Genomic DNA, 15,552 nt, shown 5'->3' with positions numbered 1-15,552 from the left:
GGAATTATCGTGCCCGGGGAGCGCGTGCCGGCGATCTCGGGGAGATACGTGACATTTAGCGACGGCGTAGCGGTAAACGAGGAGCAGCCTCGGATCATGGAAAGAGCAGTGGGAGAGTAGATGCTTTCTTGCTTGGTGTGCCCATACCAATGAGGTATCTGCCTTAACTCTTGATTCGCATTTCAGTTCCGAGTGCCTAGGCGCATGCCAAAGATCAGCTGGAAACCGGGTACAAGACTGCTAATTGCGGCCCTAGGATGCTCGACCACACTGCAGGCGGCACAAACCCATGCACTCGCCGCCACCGCGCAGGCTGACAAAGTCGTAGTCCTGAAAAAAGCACGCCAGCTGATTCTGTACAGTCATGGTCAGGAGCTGAAGCGGTATTCAGTCTCCCTTGGAAGTGATCCGGTCGGACCGAAGGCTCGCGAAGGGGATCATAAGACGCCGGAAGGAATCTACGTCTTAGATCGGCGAAATCCCAAGAGCCGCTTCTATCGTTCGATCCACATCTCTTACCCAAATCCTGAGCAGATCGAAGCCGCGCGTAAACTCGGCACCTCGGCAGGTGGTGATGTATTCATTCATGGTCTGCCCAACGGCTTTGGATGGTTGGGACGTATACATCTGAAAATGGATTGGACAGATGGATGTATTGCCGTGACTGACGATGAAATGGATGAAATCTGGCGAGTCGTACCGGATGGGACACCTATAGAGATCGAGCCGTAGGGTTGATACCTGGAGACCCTCGCGACCTTCCCCCCACTCGTGATGACAAACAGGCCTGATATACAATCATTTCCTTGTTCTTGTTTACTTGCCCTCATGAGGTTCTTCCATGCCTGAAGCCATTGCCCAACGAGCCGAGATTCGTCCGCCATTGCTTTCCCTCACTGAAGATGAAGTCCTGTTTCGCGACAATATCCGACAATTTGCCGAGGGCACGCTGCGTCCCCACGTCAAAGAAATGGACGAAAAGGGCGTCTTCGAGCACAGCCTGATCGATCAGTTCTTCCAGCTTGGCCTGATGAGCATCGAGCTTCCTGAGCAATATGGAGGCGGAGCTGGCACGTTTTTCGAGGCCATCCTTGCGGTGGAGGAGCTATCGCGCGTGGATGCCTCGGCTGGCGTGATTGTCGATGTGCAGAATACCCTGGTCAACAATGCCTTCCTGCGCTGGGCGAGCGAAGCGCAGAAAAAGAAATACCTGCCTAAGCTCGCCTCCGACGTAGTGGGCGCCTATGCCCTGAGCGAGGCGGGTTCCGGCTCCGACGCATTTGCTCTGGCCACACGCGCCGAGGCCAGGGGCAACGACTACGTCCTCAACGGCCGCAAGCTATGGATCACCAACGCCAAGGAAGCTGGCATCTTTGTCCTCTTTGCCACTGTTGATCCATCCGCCGGGTACAAAGGCATTACCGCCTTCATCGTGGAGAAAAATTTCCCTGGATTCAGCGTCGGCAAGAAAGAAGACAAGCTGGGCATCCGCGCCTCCAGCACTTGCGAGCTGATTCTGGAAGACTGCCGCGTGCCCAAGGAAAACGTCTTGGGCGAAGTCGGCAAAGGCTACAAGATCGCCATTGAAACGTTGAACGAAGGACGCATCGGCATCGGCGCGCAGATGATCGGCCTGGCTCGCGGTGCCTGGGAATCTGCCCTCAAGTATGCCCAGGAACGCAAGCAGTTCGGCCATCCCATCTCCGATTTCCAGGCCATCCAGTTCCAGTTGGCGCAAATGGCCACCGAACTGGAAGCAGCCCGCATGATGGTTTACAACGCCGCGCGCATGAAGGATGCCGGTGTTAACTTCGTCAAGGAAGCAGCCATGACTAAGCTTTTCGCCTCGCAGGTGGCGGAACGGGTCACCTCCCTGGCGGTCGAAATTTATGGGGGCTACGGTTTCACCAGGGATTACCCAGTTGAGAAATACTTCCGCGACGCAAAAATCGGTAAGATCTACGAGGGCACGTCGAACATGCAGCTGGCCACCATTGCCAAGCTGGTTCTGGGAGGCAAATAGGCTGGCACTTGTGCGGCCTTTCTTATGTCTCGCCCCAGAAAGCAGGCGGCTCTCAAGATGACCACGTCAAACCTACCGCAGCGCCAATACCCGCGCTTGGACGCTCCCGAAGGCGTCCGCGTCCTCGATGAAAAAGGCCAACCCATCGGCTGGCTGGAGAAGGTCAGCGGAGGCGGTATGCAGATCCGCCTCACGCCGGGACTGGAAAACCCCGAACTGAAAAGCGGGGCGCGCATGACCGTAACCGTACTCGAGCCTAACGGGACGCGCGAGAAATTTCTGATCGAAGTGCGCTATCGCGAAGCGGACACCATCGGAGTGCGCTTCGCCGCATCGGGGCGTTAGAGCAGCAAGTTAGCAATTGCAAGTTAGCAATTCCAAGTTAGGAAACGGAAGCTGGATCCGACCTACCTTCAGCCGATCAGAAATCACGCATCGTCCTTCACCCGATCCAACTTCACCCAATCTTCCCTCGCCCAATCTGACTTCACTCGATCGTACTTAACCTACTGCGCAATCGATCGTCGATGTGAGCCCAGCCTCGCAATCACGTGCTTCAGTTGCTCGCGATTCAAGGGCGTCATCTCCGCAAACTTGATGCCCATGCCTGCCAGCGGCTGGCTGTGCACGACGAACCCACAGGCATCGATCCGGACGTCGCCCACATGCAGGGTGATCTCCACATTGGTGTCAAGGGAGAACGGTGTGGAAGTTTGCGCGTAGCATCCTCCCATACTGACATCCGTAACAGTGACCCAGGTAGGAATATGAGTACCGAACTCCCGCACCTGACTCCCGGCTTCGATGGGAAAGCGGATGTCGCTGCGGCGGGGGCTCTCACCTGTCGGCGAAAATGCGGGATGATGCGCACTGGCAGTTATCTTGGCATGAGCAGCCCCCGGTGACAGGCCCCAGATATATTTGCCGGGCTCAACACATCGTAATCCGAGATGTCCATCCTGCGGCGTCCCAGGCTTGCCCACCCAGATGATCTTGAAGCGAGCCTTCTCCCGCTCATACCGCACCCCAATGGTTTCGCCGGGCGTTTGCCAGTTACGGATGCCCACAATGCGCGCGCCATGCTTGCTGATGTCGCCGGTGTGAACCAATTGGCTGACCGGATGGCCGGCAGGATCGAGGCCAAACACACGTACCGGCGACAGGCGCACTACTCGGGGCTCGGAACGAAGGTCCGGCATGATAGTTCCCCTGGGGGATCGGCGGGGACGAAAGAAGCGCTCTCCGAAACCTATTCCAGAGCTCAGGGGCTGTCAAGGAAACTGTGCACCGCTGCGGGAAAGCGCTGGTAGGCCCGGCAGGAATCGAACCTGCAACCCTCGGCTTAGAAGGCCGATGCTCTATCCTTTTGAGCTACGGGCCCGCAATGACCATAAGCATACAATACGGGCTAGGTCGGGCGCGCGGAGCTAAGTAGTTCAGTCGCACTAACCCGGTGGCTGGCCAGCGCCAGGACCCGAGGCTCTCGGCAATCAACTCGATTTTCAGCGTGAAGCAAATGCTTTCCGCGGGCTTACAGCTTTTCCCTGCCTCTTATCCAGTGGCCGGCGCTCCCTTCGGAACCGCCGGCCATACCTCATCCGTTTCCCTCAGCGCCGACTTCAAGTTTGCCCTTGTTCCGCACTACGAACTGGCAAATCTTGAGGTCTTTAAAGTTGGCTCTGATGGGTCCTTTACCGCCGTGCCGGGCTCGCCTTTTCCCGGCGGCAATGCCGCTTCATATGCGATCAGCGATCCGGCAAACAAATTTGTGTTTCTGCTGAATCCCAGCGGCTACAACCAGAGCGGAACCGAGTCGATATCCGTGTACAAGCTCGACGATAACTCGGGAACGCTCACGCAAGTGCAAGGATCGCCGTTCGGCCTGACCGCAGAGGGAGCTCATTTGCGCATCGACCCGTCTGGCAAGTTTTTGTATGTAGTGGGCGATGTGTTGCAGGGCTTCTCGGTGGATCAGAATAGCGGCAAATTGACCGCGCTCTCCGGCAGCCCCATTGGAACCAAGGTAGCCGACGCCGCGATTGTGAAGCAATGAAAGATTCCGCCTGCTATCCTCAAACTGAGCGAGGATGAGCGGCGAGACGGGAGAAGAACGCAACGGAGACTTAGTCGAAGGAGAACACTTCTACTTCGAAAACGGGCTGATGGTGTTCACTGCGGCCTATCTCCAGAAGCGGGGATTCTGCTGCCAGTCCGGCTGCCGCCACTGCCCGTATGGTTTTCGGAGAGAGAGTGAAGCGGTAGGGATCGAGAAGTCGAATAAGTAATCGGGTAATTGTGCTCAGCGTCATTGTAACGGATACGACTTGTCCTCTGCCCTTATCCCGCTGATGCCTTTTCCGCCGATAGCTGCAAAATGGCGTTGCCTACTAGGCGCATTGCAATCGCCCAGAATCGCTGTGCGTCTTCCTGTTCATCTCCGTAACCAAAAACGTAGATCGTGAAATAGAAGCCTTCCTGCACGAAAAGGTCGGGCTTGTCCACCTCAAAGTGGGCTCGCCTGATTACTGCTTCCAAAGCTGCTGGAATCTCCGGCGCTCGCGCTAACAGTTTCGCCAGCCCTTCGCCAAGGTGCTCGTGCTCAGGTAAGGACACACGCGTCGAAGGAGAAACGAAGACGACATCAACATAAGATCCAAACTTGCAGGAAGCGCCGAATATGGCCTCTTCTTCGCCGATCTCGGTGGAAAACCAGGCATCGCACTTCGCGCTCTGTAGCACCGAAGTGTGAGAGTTCACAGCAGTCAGGAATTCGGCTAATGCCGTCAGCTTGCGAGCTTCAGGAATCTCGCCCAATCTCTCGGGAAATCGCCGCAGATCGATAAAATGCGAGTCCCCAGCCGGGGAAGACCAGGGGACGGCAAGAATAGGATCGTCGGAACCGAGTTCGACCGAGTAATCAGCCTGCATAAGGCGCGCAATTGTTGACCCAATATACATCGAGCATTCACGATCCATGCTCCAGAAACGCGATCGTCTGCTGCTCTGCCCAGCGGCCGTCATAACCATCGGAGCTTGCCAGAAACCCACAATGTCCGCCATGGCGAGTCTCGATCAATGTGATTTTCGGATTGGCCAGGATCTTCGCACGAGTCTCTTCCGTCAGCAGGATGAACGGATCGTCACGGGAGTGGATAATTAGGGTTCGTAATGCAAGGCGATCCACTAGCTGCGAGGCGCCGGCGCGCGCGTAATAGTCGTCCGCGCCGCTGAACCCGCCGTGAGGCGCGGTGATCTTCTCGTCAAACTCACGCAAGCTGCGAATGCTAAACAGCGGATAGGAACGATAGAACTGGGGAAAGAGCCGTGCCTTGCGTGCCATGCGACGATGCAGTCCTACCAGGAAAGCCCATTCATAGATACGATTGGAGGGACGGTGTAAGGCGTCTGCTGATGCCGCAAGATCCATAGCCGGCGAGATCGCACTGATCGCTTCGACCTCGGGTGGCGCTACCCGGCCCCACTCGCCTGCGCATTTCAGGACCAGGTTTCCCCCCATGGAGAACCCAGCGACGGCGATGCGCGATAACTTATCCTCGGAAATCAAGGCTCGTACCACTGCGTCCACGTCGCCCGACAAACTGGAGTTGTAGAGCGTCGGCGTAAGATTCTCAGTGCCTCCGCAGTTGCGCATGTTCATGCGTACCACGTTCATGCCTGCTGCCCAGGCTTTCTGCGCAGTGCCGATCATGTATTGCGAGGAACTGGAGCCTTCCAGACCATGAACCGCGATCAGCGTCAGGGCCTGTCTGCGATTAGCCTGCCAGTGGCAGTGGCACAGAATTTTCGTATCCTCGGTGACACGGATAAGCCGGGCCTCTTCTTTCGCCCGGCAATCCAGACGCGGCAGAAAGCTGCAAGCGAGTGTCTGAAAGTGTCCGTTCCGCAGCCACCGCCGCGGCACGAAATCGTGCCGTAAAGAAACCGCAGCCTCGCTTACTGTCATCGCCGAAGACTTGCCTGAAATTCCGCCCGCCATCTAAGATCAGTGTAGCCAATTGTCGTTCTGTTTGAGCAATGGAAAGGCTGGAATTCGGGATGCCGATTTTCGAGTACATCTGTAAAGAATGCAATAAGCCCTTCGAAGCGCTGATCTATGGATCCAAAAAAGCGGAATGCCCATATTGTCACGGCACTCGCCTCGATCAGCAGTTCTCCACTTACGCCACTCCCTCGTCTTCCAAATCGTCGTCGGCAGCTCCCTCCGAGGGCGGATGCGGGATGGGTACTTGCGGCTGCGGTCCAGACTTCTGCGAGAACTGACTCAGCGCCTGACCTGTTGTCGCAACGGATCTGGAATCTTACACGTAGCTGCTCCTGCAGGTCCCCGCCTGAGATTTGCCACTCGCCGGGTGCGTACCCGAATTTCCTCCTGCGAAGTCAGCGGAACCTTGAATTTGGATCTTACGTAACTTCTCTCAGGTAGTTTTCGATCGGCAGAAAGCCTGAGCCAGAAGCCCGGAATCTCCGGGCTATAATCAGCTTCATTGGTGAGCAATGGCCTCCCCTACTTACCACAAGATTCGGCGCAAGCTCCTGGCGACAGGGATCTTGCCGCTGGGCGGGTTGGCACGCTTCACACTTTATCTTCTCGGTCTTGATCTGTTCTTGTTTGTGGTTGCCAGGCTGAGCGCCTGGATCCGGCACCGCCCCAGCGTCAGCCTGGATGCCTGGGTCAGTTTTCTCACCTCGATTGCAGGCACCCTACTCGTATGGCTTATCGTCCGCTGGGGATTGCGGCGGGCGATGTGGCGCTTACGCAACCGTCTGATCGTGACCTATACCTTCATCGGCGTGATACCCGTGCTGCTGTTGATCGTGATGGGATTGATCATCGCCTACTTGTTTGTCGGCCAGTTCGCTACTTACGTTGCCACCTCCGATCTGAAGGTTGAGCTCAAGAGTCTGGAGGCTTTGAATGAACACCTGGCTTCGGAAGTTGCTGCTCCGCTGCGTGAGGGAAAGAAACTGTCACGCGGTTTGCTGCAGAAGGTAAACGTCCGGGAAGAAGCCTTCCCCGAGCGCAGCCTGAGCGCCTTGTATCGCGGCAACGGCGAAGTGCTGGAGTCTGCCGCAGAGCTGAACGGGAAGGTAGCCAACACCACTGATTCGCAATTGGTGTCACCGCCACAGAAGATTCAGGGCGATGTGACCAGCTTGGTCATCGATCGTGAACGGGTGTGGCTGCGATCTATGCGCACTCTGTCCGTAGGTGACGAGAAACTGATCGTGATCTCCAGCGTCCCGCTTAACAAGACACTGCTGGAAAAGCTCGCTGCTGATATTGGCTCTATCTCCCTCGTCCCTTTCAAGATTTCCGGGCCTCAGTCCTCGGGGCGCAGGACGGAAAGGATTGAGCGCCTGCGCATCAATGAGTCCAACGAAGAGTTGCGGATCGGACCCGAGGGAGGCGTAGAGGCGCCGGGGGGAGGAGGGCAAGGAATTACAGCAGGCAAGCTTCCGCCTCCCCTGTATTCCTTGGATCGAGAAGTGACGTTTCCCACGACCCTCACCCTGCTCGACTGGCAGTCCGGTGAATCACGGAACGCGCTCATGCTGGTTCGAACCCGGCCTTCTTTGCTCTATCAGCGCTTGTTCCTGGTAATAGGGCAATTTGCCAACGCCATCCTGATTGCGCTGGTAGCCGTAGCCATCGCTTTTGCGGTCATCGAATTAGTGGCCCTGCTGATCGGGATTGGGCTAAGCCGCACGATCACGCGGTCGGTTGCCGCGCTCTATCGCGCTACGCAGTTTGTGAACCGTGGCGATTTCAGCCACCGCATCCAGGTGAAATCCGACGACCAATTGGCTGCTCTGGAGAAATCTTTCAATGGCATGGCGGAATCGCTGGAGAAATTGATTGCCGAACAGAAAGAAAAGCAGCGCATGGAAAACGAGCTGGCGATCGCACAGGAAGTGCAGGCCCAGTTGTTTCCCAAACAGGCATCGGACCTGGCCACCCTCGAACTCTATGGCGTTTGCCGCCCAGCACGCACGGTCAGCGGCGATTACTACGATTTCATTCCCCTGGGACCGGAGAAGGTGGCGCTGGCCGTGGGCGACATCAGTGGAAAAGGGATTTCTGCTGCCCTGCTGATGGCTACCATTCATTCTGCGGTGCGCGCCTATAGCTTGGAGCGCTCGCCCGCACTGGCCGCAGCCAACGTAGGCGGCGGGGTGCGCGTGTTCTCGCGCTATGACGCCTCCTCGTTTGGGGACTCGGAGGCTGATGTTTCTCCTGCATTGCTCTGCACCATGCTCAACCGTCAGCTCTATCAGAGCACTCCTCTAGAGAAATACGCGACCATGTTTCTTGGTGTCTATGATGGCCAAACCCGCAAGCTGACTCACACCAACGCCGGCCATCTCGCGCCTTTGGTATTGTCGCGGGATGGTCGGGTTCGCCGATTGGATACTGGGGGTACGGTGATCGGCTTGCTCGACGGCGTAAGCTATCAGGAAGCCACGGCAGAGTTGCGGCCAGACGATATCTTTGTCGCCTACAGCGATGGCGTGACAGAGCCGGAAAATGAGTTTGGAGAGTTTGGCGAACACCGCCTCATTCAATTAGTGCAGGAGAACCACAACCTCCCGATCGCCCGCATATCCGAACTAGCCCTGGCGGCGGTCAGCGACTGGATCGGACCTCACGAACAGCCCGACGACGTGACACTCGTGCTGGCGCGGGTGAGATAGTCATCGGCAGTCAGAAGCAGCTGATAGATCCGTCCTGAATGGGCGCGGCTTTCAGCCGCGCCGTCCGGAGCGCAAAATCCGGAACTTTAAGCCCCTGCGGGAAACGGAGGGTTACCCTCAGGGTCCGTTATGAGATAGCCTCCCAGCACTCAGAAGCACTCAACCGGTCCTCACTCTGATTGACCGTGTTTGATGGATTTAGGGTGGCTGTGGGCAGCGGTCAAGGCTCCCGCCGATAGGTCCAGCAACTCCGCCGCAAGCATCTTCACCACCTCAAAACAGTATTCGGAGTCATGGCGCACGATCTGCAGCAGCCGTTCCCGGCTAATAAAACCGGCCCGCACCGCCTGCACCGTCTCGGCAGTGCAGGCGCAAGCTTGACCGGTAACAGCCGCGGATAAGCCGAGCAGCGATCCCGCACCCACGGTGTGAATGGGCGTGCGTCTTTCTCCAGAATTGATAAACAACAGTACCTCTCCCTCGTGGATAAGGTGTATCCCTTGGGCTGGATCATCCTGCTGAAAGATCGTCGCGTTCGCTGGATAATTCACTTGCTCCGCCGTCTTGAAGGCTTCCAACAAGCTGCGCTGGAATTGGTGGCTGCGCTCGCCGGGTTGGGAATGCGCTTTGGGATCGGGCTGAGACATAGCGCTCTCGTCCGCTGTGTTTCAGAAGAGGCTGTCTTGAGAGATTCTGATCCGCGGCTGAGGCCGGAAAATGCGCGCCAGTCAACGGAGATAGGCGCTGTGAAAGCGCCCCTCTTCAGGAACTATGAAACACTATTGCGCATGCTGCCGCTGGGACCCACTTAAAGCTGTGATTGCAATCACATGCCGCCGTGTTCCTGGATGCCTGGGAGATGATTTTGCGCATGTTTCTGTGCAAGTCCTTGCACGCAAACCATTCCTAGATCAGACTCTTATACAAGCAGGTTCTCCTGCGATGGCTCTGGCCAGCCCCCGGCCAAGCTATCCACAGCATCCAGGTTCGTAGAATCGGATCCGCGAGACCGATTCCCGGAAAATCAGTATCGGTGATCTCCGTGCTCGAAGAGAAACAGCTAAAAATGGCTGGATTGCGATATGCCCGCACTTTGCAGATCGCTGTCCGTACCGCGATCATGCTGGGGGTCGAACACCCGGTTACTGCGGGTCCTATCCAGCAAAGCTTCGACCAGCTGATTTTCTTGCTTAAGCAAGCACGTGAACTGGTGATCGGGTTCGTGGATGATCGCTTGATGCTGAATAACCTGCTAACCAAGGACATGGGGGTAGCTCATCTCGAAAATGAGTTCTTGAAACGGGGTATCGGGGCAGTTCGTTTTGAGCCCGGCCTGACCCTCGCTCGCTACCGCCACGTGGTGGGGGTTCTTTCCACCTCCCCCAAGCTCATTGCTGCCCAGGGTGGTGCCAGGATCTTCCTCGAACAGAACGCCATCGACGGCATTCAATTCTTTCCCAGCAGCAAAGACAAGAAGCGGACAGAGGAGGGCGATACCCTCCTCGAAACCGACGCTGCCACCTATCTGCGCACCCACGACGCTAAGGAGTCCATCCCGACGGTCGCCATGGAAGCCATGGGCCTGTTGTTCGAATCCGCCGGAATGGCTCGTCCCCCAGGCATCGGCGGACCGGACGACATCATGAATCTGATCGGTCCTACCCTGCAGGCCGCCCTCACCCAGCAACACGGCGATCCTTACAAGGCCTACACCGCTTTGGCCCGTCTCCTCCAAGGGATGAAACCCGATTTCGCGCTTTCGGCGTTTCCGGCGGAACGCCGAGCTGAATTGAGTGCAATGCCAGCCAACGAACTCGCCACCGAACTGATCGCAGATACGGCGCTCACATGGGCCAGCCAGCGGCTTGCATCCGCGCCCAAATCGGCCGACGCTTACGTGGTGGAAGAGGACGTCGTGCGCGTGCTGGCACGCAGTCTCTATGCCACGCAGATGGCGGAGCAACTGGCGACAAAGCTGGCTAGGTTCGTCCGTGAGTACAGCTTCCCCCAGCAGACCTATGAAAAGATCCAAGACGAGCTGCGTTGGGTGGCCTTACCTCCGGACCGCAAGCAGGCGCGTCTGCTCGAGGTTCAACGCTACAGCCGCGCTGAGTTCCTGCGGTTGATGGACCACATTAAAGAGCGGATCGCTAAAGGCAGAATCGGCGATGCCGTGGCCATCGCCAAACACTACCTGGGGGTCCTGAGTTTGCCTGCCGAGGAGGTCCAACCGGAAGAGCTCAGCCGACTAACCGAGCTCATCAATCTGGTCGCTGGCCCGAGCACAGAATTTGCGCAGGCCGCCACCGAGCGATTGATCCCGGAGGTCCAGGGAACAAATTTCTTGGGGTTCAAGCATTTTCAGTTGGTAAATGCTCTGGCCACTCTGGCCCAGACCGCTTCCATCTATGAGAATTACGAACAGGTGCAAAGGATCGGTCTGGTACTTGATAAGTTGATCGCCCAGGATCCGGATACGCACTCCACCTGTTGTCGCCGAATTTTGCCAAGGCTCTTGCTGCCACCGCAAATTGAGCGAGTCATAGAGATTTACCTGCAGAAACGCGATGACTCGGCCTGGGCGCAAACTGCAACTACCCTGCTCCGGCGTACCGGTACGGGTGGTCTGGAGCTCATTTTTCAACGGCTCGAAAGCGACAAGCAGGGCGGCAACCGGCTGGCTCTGCTGCGATTGCTGGCGCGCACGGGTCAGACCGGGATCGAGGTCGCTCGTCGCCGGCTCACCGATGAACGCTGGTACGTTGTTCGCAACGCCTGCGTGGTGCTGAGCGAACTGCGTGATCCTGAACTTCTCGCACAATTGGCTCCCGCGCTGCACCATCCGGATGAGCGAGTACAGCAGGCGGCCGTCACTGCCGTCCTGAAGAGCCGCCTCCCCGGACGAGGTCAGGTGCTGGCTCGGGCTCTGGCAGCCCTGGGCGGACACGTATTGGAAACGGCTCTGGATGAGCTGATGTTCCTGAAGGATCCTGCAACCCTGGACGATCTGGAAAAATTCATTTTTGGCTCCAGTTCTGCGCGCATGTCAGTCCTTCAGTCGGCTGTGCAAGTAGTAGCGGCAATCGCGGGAGAACGGTCGTCGGAGATCCTGGTCCGCGTGCTTGCCAGTTCCAACCTGAGCGCTTCAATCCGCCGGATGGCAGGCACTGCCCTCAGTCGCCGCCAATCCGACCACACTCGTGCTCTCCTCGAACAGGCAGCACATAGTGCTCATGCGGATTCCCTGCTAGCTGAGTACCTGCGCGCCCCTGAGTCCAAGCGCTAGTCTGTGGTTTAGAATCAGCCGGTGCTGACCCGACTTCACTCCTGGCTCGCTTTTGGGCTCGCCGCGTTTGCAGTTACTGCCGCAGCGCAAGAAACGGAAAAAACTCCGCAGGTGCGAATCAACTACCTCAACGTCTGCAACCCTACCGAAGCCGAGCAGCAGGAGATTTCCACTGCGCTGGCGCGCATCCCGCAGCCGCAATTCGCCCCGGATTTTGAGATTTCGCGCGGCCGCTCCACTATGGAAGGCGCTCCGGTTTCGCGCTGGGTTCGTATTCGCAAGGACTTCATTGCCAGTTCGCCCTTCGCCACTTCGCAGTATTCGATCAGCGTGGACGAGAAGGGGGTTTCCGAAACTCTGGTGTTCAAGATGAAGGAAACCAAGGACCCGCAGGTCTCCATCACCAACAGCATTACCGGCGCGGCTTCGCCGGCATCGGTTTTGGCTACCGATACTCCCGCGGATCGAGTTCGGCTGGAACGATTTGGAAAGACTTCGATTGTATTGGCGCGTTGTCGCGGAGCCGATCAGACAGCCTACGAGCCATTATTTCATCAGGCGTCGCAGATCCTGGCGCGCTACCGTTCCGCCCTCGGCGTCAGCCACACCGTTCCGCGCGAGTTGGCCGCCTTGGGCGTTCCGGGAATGGGTGCGAGCACAAAAACGCCGGTAGCGACGAAAAAGGATTCCAATTTGACCTCGAAACCTTGACACGAACAGCCGTCGGCGCCCCGCTGAATCTTTCGAAGCATGGAGCAATCAATATAGAGCACATGGAAAACCGCAATTCGCTTCGCAAGACCGTCATCATTGGCTCCGGATGTGCCGGTCTGACAGCCGCCATCTATTCCGCCCGAGCCAATCTGAGACCGCTGGTGCTGGCTGGGCATGAGCCCGGTGGACAACTCTCGCTCACCACTACGGTAGAGAACTTTCCTGGATTTCCTGAAGGTATTCAGGGTCCTGAACTCATCGAGAACCTGCGTAAGCAGGCGGAGCGCTTCGGAGCGGAACATTCTCATGGTGTGGTGACGGCAGTCGATCTCAGCCAGCGCCCCTTTTCCCTCAGCGTCGGCAAGGAAATCATTCATACCGAGACCTTGATCATTGCCAGCGGCGCATCGGCGCGCTGGCTCGGTCTGCCCAGCGAGCAGGCCCTGATCGGACACGGCGTCTCTTCCTGCGCCACCTGTGACGGCTTTTTCTTCGGCGGCAAGGACGTCACGGTGATCGGCGGTGGAGACTCGGCCATGGAGGAAGCCATCTTCCTCACCCGCTTCTCTCCAAAAGTCACGCTGATTCACCGCCGCGATCAATTCCGCGCTTCCAAAATCATGCTGGATCGGGCCCGCAACAATCCGCGAATTGCATTCCTCACCGACACGATTGTTGAAGACGTTCACAATGTCAGCCAGAAAGAAGTTACAGGGTTGAGCTTGCGCAATGTGAAGACCGGCAAGGTCTGGGACTACCCCGCCAGCGCGATGTTTCTGGGCATCGGGCACATTCCGAACACGCACGTTTTCCGCGGGCAGTTAGATATGGACGCGGATGGCTACCTGATCACGCGTGACTATGTTTTCACCCGCGTGCCGGGAGTATATGCCTGTGGCGACGTTCAGGACCGCCGCTATCGCCAGGCGATTACCGCAGCCGGAACCGGCTGTATGGCCGCCATCGAAGCTGAGCGGTTTCTGGAGAGCATGGGGGAATGAAAAACTGGCGTCCACGCTGCCTGCGCTCTGTGACCGCCGCACTGGCTGATCCCCACGGTGGCATGTGATAAAAACATCGTGGCCCATGCAACCGAAACCGAACCTCTACCCCAGAGTGAGCTTCGGAAAACGCCAGAACCCGCTGAACCTGCACTTACGGCGCCGGATGAGCCGTCCGACGAGAATTCTGACTTCGCTTTTACATCCTCTCATTTGTCCTCTTCCGCCTGGGGAAGGAATGTGCTGAGGACATTCTTCATCTGGCTCTCTGAAAATCGCCGCCTGCGCTCCTTTGCCGAAAACTCCTCCCTGGCACAGCCCATGGCCAGGCGCTTCGTCGCCGGCACCACCGTGGACGATGCCATTGCCGCGGTAAAGGAACTGAATGCTCGCGGCATGACTGTCAGCATCGACAATCTGGGCGAGAATGTCACCAACTCGGAAGAAGCACGGGCCAGCGCCCAGCTTTATCACCAGATCCTCGATCAGATCCATGCCCGGCAATTACAAGCCAACATCAGCCTGAAGCTCACCCACATGGGGCTGGATGTGGACGAGAACCTGGCGCGTGAGTTGGTCTGCAGCCTGATCGCGCACGCTACCCGCATTGGCAACTTCGTCCGCGTGGACATGGAGGGCTCTCCCTATACTCAGCTCACCCTCGATTTCGTTCACGAAATGCATCGCGTCCCCGGAAATGTCAGGCACATTGGCGCTGTCATCCAGAGCTACCTCTTTCGCAGTGAAAAAGATGTGGAGGAGCTATTAGCAGACGGCATCCGCATCCGCCTGTGCAAGGGCGCCTATAAGGAGCCACCGGCGATCGCTTTCCAGAAGAAAGCCGACGTTGACGCCAATTACGTGAAGTTGATGCAGCTGCTGCTCAAAAGCGGCATCTATCACGGAATTGCCACCCACGACGAGCGCATCATTGAAGTCACTAAGCGCTTTGCCCGGCAGGAAAACATTTCGCCTACCGCTTTTGAGTTCCAGATGCTGCACGGAATTCGGCGCGACCTGCAGGAGCGGCTGGTGCGCGAGGGTTGGCGAATGCGGGTTTACATTCCCTTCGGCACCGAATGGTATCCCTACTTCATGCGCCGGTTGGCAGAGCGCCCAGCCAACGCCTTCTTCATCGCTCGGAATCTATTCCGGCGTTAGAATGTCTGCCCCTTAGAGCTGCTTTGTCGATCATCCTGACTCCGGGGACCAACACTACCGAGAATGGCGGGACAACAGCCTGCTTCGCATTTATTATGCATATCCGCCAAAACGCTGGGCCCACCAACTCACGCACCCTGATGTGAACAACCTTCTTTCAGAAGGGGAACACTTATGCCTAAGGTGAAGGCAAACAACATCACGTTTAACTATGACCAACAAGGAGCTGGCGAGCCCCTCGTTCTCATCCCTTATACCTCCGCCGATCATGCCTGCTACGCGTTTCAAGTGACGGAATACGCCAAGCACTTCACCTGCATCTCCCTCGACCTCCGCGGGACAGGTGAAACGGACAAAACCGAAGGCGCCTACTCCACCGAGGCTCTCGCCGACGATGTTGCCGCTTTCATGCAAGCCCTGGGATTGCAGAGCGCGCACATCTCCGGCCTATCACTCGGTGCGGCCATAGGCATGTCGCTGGCCGCGAAGCATCCGGAAAAGGTCAAATCACTTTCGCTCCATGGCGGCTGGCCGAAAACCGACGGGTTCCTCAAGCCGATCGCGGAAAGCTGGCAGGTGCTGGCCAAGGCACTGAACAATGTTGCGGAAATGGCGATTCTGGCGATCTTTCCCTGGTGCTTTACGCCCGAGCT

At 57.4% G+C, this 15,552-nt stretch carries 16 protein-coding genes and 1 tRNA gene; 12 read left to right on the top strand and 5 right to left on the bottom strand.

Annotated features, from left to right (window positions below; all coding sequences use genetic code 11):
- The first annotated feature begins 204 nt into the window (after nt 1-204).
- From VEG30_08965 to VEG30_08955, 3 genes are all read left to right on the top strand, one after another.
- Nucleotides 205-732 carry a L,D-transpeptidase family protein gene (locus VEG30_08965; protein HXZ80046.1) on the top strand — a complete coding sequence of 176 codons (528 nt, stop codon included), beginning with the start codon at nt 205-207 and terminating at the stop codon, nt 730-732.
- A 109-nt stretch (nt 733-841) separates the two neighbouring features.
- Complete coding sequence (locus tag VEG30_08960) at nt 842-2,023, top strand: acyl-CoA dehydrogenase (GenBank protein ID HXZ80045.1); 1,182 nt, start codon at nt 842-844, stop codon at nt 2,021-2,023.
- A gap of 57 nt (nt 2,024-2,080) precedes the next feature.
- Nucleotides 2,081-2,368 carry a PilZ domain-containing protein gene (locus tag VEG30_08955; GenBank protein HXZ80044.1) on the top strand — a complete coding sequence of 96 codons (288 nt, stop codon included), beginning with the start codon at nt 2,081-2,083 and terminating at the stop codon, nt 2,366-2,368.
- 161 nt (nt 2,369-2,529) lie between these two features.
- Here the strand turns inward: VEG30_08955 and VEG30_08950 are convergent, their stop codons facing one another.
- Nucleotides 2,530-3,222 (bottom strand): PilZ domain-containing protein, encoded by a 693-nt coding sequence (locus tag VEG30_08950; GenBank protein ID HXZ80043.1) that lies wholly within the window; start codon nt 3,220-3,222, stop codon nt 2,530-2,532.
- Between the two features lie 105 nt (nt 3,223-3,327).
- Nucleotides 3,328-3,404: transfer RNA gene (locus tag VEG30_08945), tRNA-Arg, on the bottom strand.
- Between the two features lie 135 nt (nt 3,405-3,539).
- Here VEG30_08945 and VEG30_08940 point away from each other — a divergent pair.
- Both VEG30_08940 and VEG30_08935 read left to right on the top strand, forming a co-directional pair.
- Nucleotides 3,540-4,076: a beta-propeller fold lactonase family protein gene (locus VEG30_08940; GenBank protein HXZ80042.1), complete on the top strand. Its 537-nt coding sequence runs from the start codon at nt 3,540-3,542 to the stop codon at nt 4,074-4,076.
- Nucleotides 4,077-4,110: 34 nt separating this feature from the next.
- Complete coding sequence (locus tag VEG30_08935) at nt 4,111-4,308, top strand: DUF5522 domain-containing protein (protein ID HXZ80041.1); 198 nt, start codon at nt 4,111-4,113, stop codon at nt 4,306-4,308.
- Nucleotides 4,309-4,360: 52 nt separating this feature from the next.
- On the opposite strand, the gene VEG30_08930 is transcribed toward VEG30_08935, so the two are convergent.
- Nucleotides 4,361-4,981, bottom strand: coding sequence for a hypothetical protein (locus VEG30_08930; GenBank protein ID HXZ80040.1), 621 nt, complete (start codon nt 4,979-4,981; stop codon nt 4,361-4,363).
- Between the two features lie 7 nt (nt 4,982-4,988).
- On the bottom strand, nt 4,989-6,020 hold the full coding sequence (locus tag VEG30_08925; protein ID HXZ80039.1) for an alpha/beta fold hydrolase: 1,032 nt from the start codon (nt 6,018-6,020) through the stop codon (nt 4,989-4,991).
- 59 nt (nt 6,021-6,079) lie between these two features.
- Between VEG30_08925 and VEG30_08920 the strand changes: the two genes are divergently transcribed.
- Together VEG30_08920 and VEG30_08915 are read left to right on the top strand one after the other, a co-directional pair.
- Nucleotides 6,080-6,304, top strand: coding sequence for an FmdB family zinc ribbon protein (locus tag VEG30_08920; GenBank protein HXZ80038.1), 225 nt, complete (start codon nt 6,080-6,082; stop codon nt 6,302-6,304).
- Nucleotides 6,305-6,538: 234 nt separating this feature from the next.
- Complete coding sequence (locus tag VEG30_08915) at nt 6,539-8,737, top strand: SpoIIE family protein phosphatase (GenBank protein HXZ80037.1); 2,199 nt, start codon at nt 6,539-6,541, stop codon at nt 8,735-8,737.
- Nucleotides 8,738-8,907: 170 nt separating this feature from the next.
- On the opposite strand, the gene VEG30_08910 is transcribed toward VEG30_08915, so the two are convergent.
- Nucleotides 8,908-9,384, bottom strand: a complete 477-nt coding sequence (locus tag VEG30_08910) for a cyclic nucleotide-binding domain-containing protein (protein HXZ80036.1) — start codon at nt 9,382-9,384, stop codon at nt 8,908-8,910.
- Between the two features lie 419 nt (nt 9,385-9,803).
- Here VEG30_08910 and VEG30_08905 point away from each other — a divergent pair, with 419 nt between their 5' ends.
- The 5 genes from VEG30_08905 to VEG30_08885 all read left to right on the top strand — a co-directional run.
- Nucleotides 9,804-12,023, top strand: coding sequence for a HEAT repeat domain-containing protein (locus VEG30_08905; GenBank protein ID HXZ80035.1), 2,220 nt, complete (start codon nt 9,804-9,806; stop codon nt 12,021-12,023).
- Between the two features lie 21 nt (nt 12,024-12,044).
- Nucleotides 12,045-12,734 (top strand): hypothetical protein, encoded by a 690-nt coding sequence (locus VEG30_08900; protein HXZ80034.1) that lies wholly within the window; start codon nt 12,045-12,047, stop codon nt 12,732-12,734.
- A gap of 62 nt (nt 12,735-12,796) precedes the next feature.
- A complete protein-coding gene (gene trxB, locus VEG30_08895; protein ID HXZ80033.1) occupies nt 12,797-13,738 on the top strand; it encodes a thioredoxin-disulfide reductase in 942 nt (313 codons plus the stop codon).
- A 240-nt stretch (nt 13,739-13,978) separates the two neighbouring features.
- On the top strand, nt 13,979-14,899 hold the full coding sequence (locus VEG30_08890) for a proline dehydrogenase family protein (GenBank protein HXZ80032.1): 921 nt from the start codon (nt 13,979-13,981) through the stop codon (nt 14,897-14,899).
- Between the two features lie 174 nt (nt 14,900-15,073).
- Nucleotides 15,074-15,552: alpha/beta fold hydrolase (locus tag VEG30_08885; GenBank protein ID HXZ80031.1), on the top strand; the 479-nt coding region annotated here is incomplete at its 3' end.

This window comes from Terriglobales bacterium (assembly GCA_035624455.1).
Classification (GTDB): Bacteria; Acidobacteriota; Terriglobia; order Terriglobales; family Acidobacteriaceae; genus DASPRM01.
The sequence above is the reverse complement of the archived record's forward strand: the minus strand, read 5'-3'. Positions and strand labels throughout refer to the sequence as shown.

Excerpts from the sequence above, each read along its gene's own strand:
- VEG30_08965 (HXZ80046.1), top strand. The coding sequence starts at position 205 with ATGCCAAAGATCAGCTGGAAACCGGGTACAAGACTGCTAATTGCGGCC.
- VEG30_08960 (HXZ80045.1), top strand. The coding sequence starts at position 842 with ATGCCTGAAGCCATTGCCCAACGAGCCGAGATTCGTCCGCCATTGCTT.
- VEG30_08955 (HXZ80044.1), top strand. The coding sequence starts at position 2,081 with ATGACCACGTCAAACCTACCGCAGCGCCAATACCCGCGCTTGGACGCT.
- VEG30_08950 (HXZ80043.1), bottom strand. The coding sequence starts at position 3,222 with ATGCCGGACCTTCGTTCCGAGCCCCGAGTAGTGCGCCTGTCGCCGGTA.
- VEG30_08940 (HXZ80042.1), top strand. The coding sequence starts at position 3,540 with ATGCTTTCCGCGGGCTTACAGCTTTTCCCTGCCTCTTATCCAGTGGCC.
- VEG30_08935 (HXZ80041.1), top strand. The coding sequence starts at position 4,111 with ATGAGCGGCGAGACGGGAGAAGAACGCAACGGAGACTTAGTCGAAGGA.
- VEG30_08930 (HXZ80040.1), bottom strand. The coding sequence starts at position 4,981 with ATGTATATTGGGTCAACAATTGCGCGCCTTATGCAGGCTGATTACTCG.
- VEG30_08925 (HXZ80039.1), bottom strand. The coding sequence starts at position 6,020 with ATGGCGGGCGGAATTTCAGGCAAGTCTTCGGCGATGACAGTAAGCGAG.
- VEG30_08920 (HXZ80038.1), top strand. The coding sequence starts at position 6,080 with ATGCCGATTTTCGAGTACATCTGTAAAGAATGCAATAAGCCCTTCGAA.
- VEG30_08915 (HXZ80037.1), top strand. The coding sequence starts at position 6,539 with ATGGCCTCCCCTACTTACCACAAGATTCGGCGCAAGCTCCTGGCGACA.
- VEG30_08910 (HXZ80036.1), bottom strand. The coding sequence starts at position 9,384 with ATGTCTCAGCCCGATCCCAAAGCGCATTCCCAACCCGGCGAGCGCAGC.
- VEG30_08905 (HXZ80035.1), top strand. The coding sequence starts at position 9,804 with ATGGCTGGATTGCGATATGCCCGCACTTTGCAGATCGCTGTCCGTACC.
- trxB (HXZ80033.1), top strand. The coding sequence starts at position 12,797 with ATGGAAAACCGCAATTCGCTTCGCAAGACCGTCATCATTGGCTCCGGA.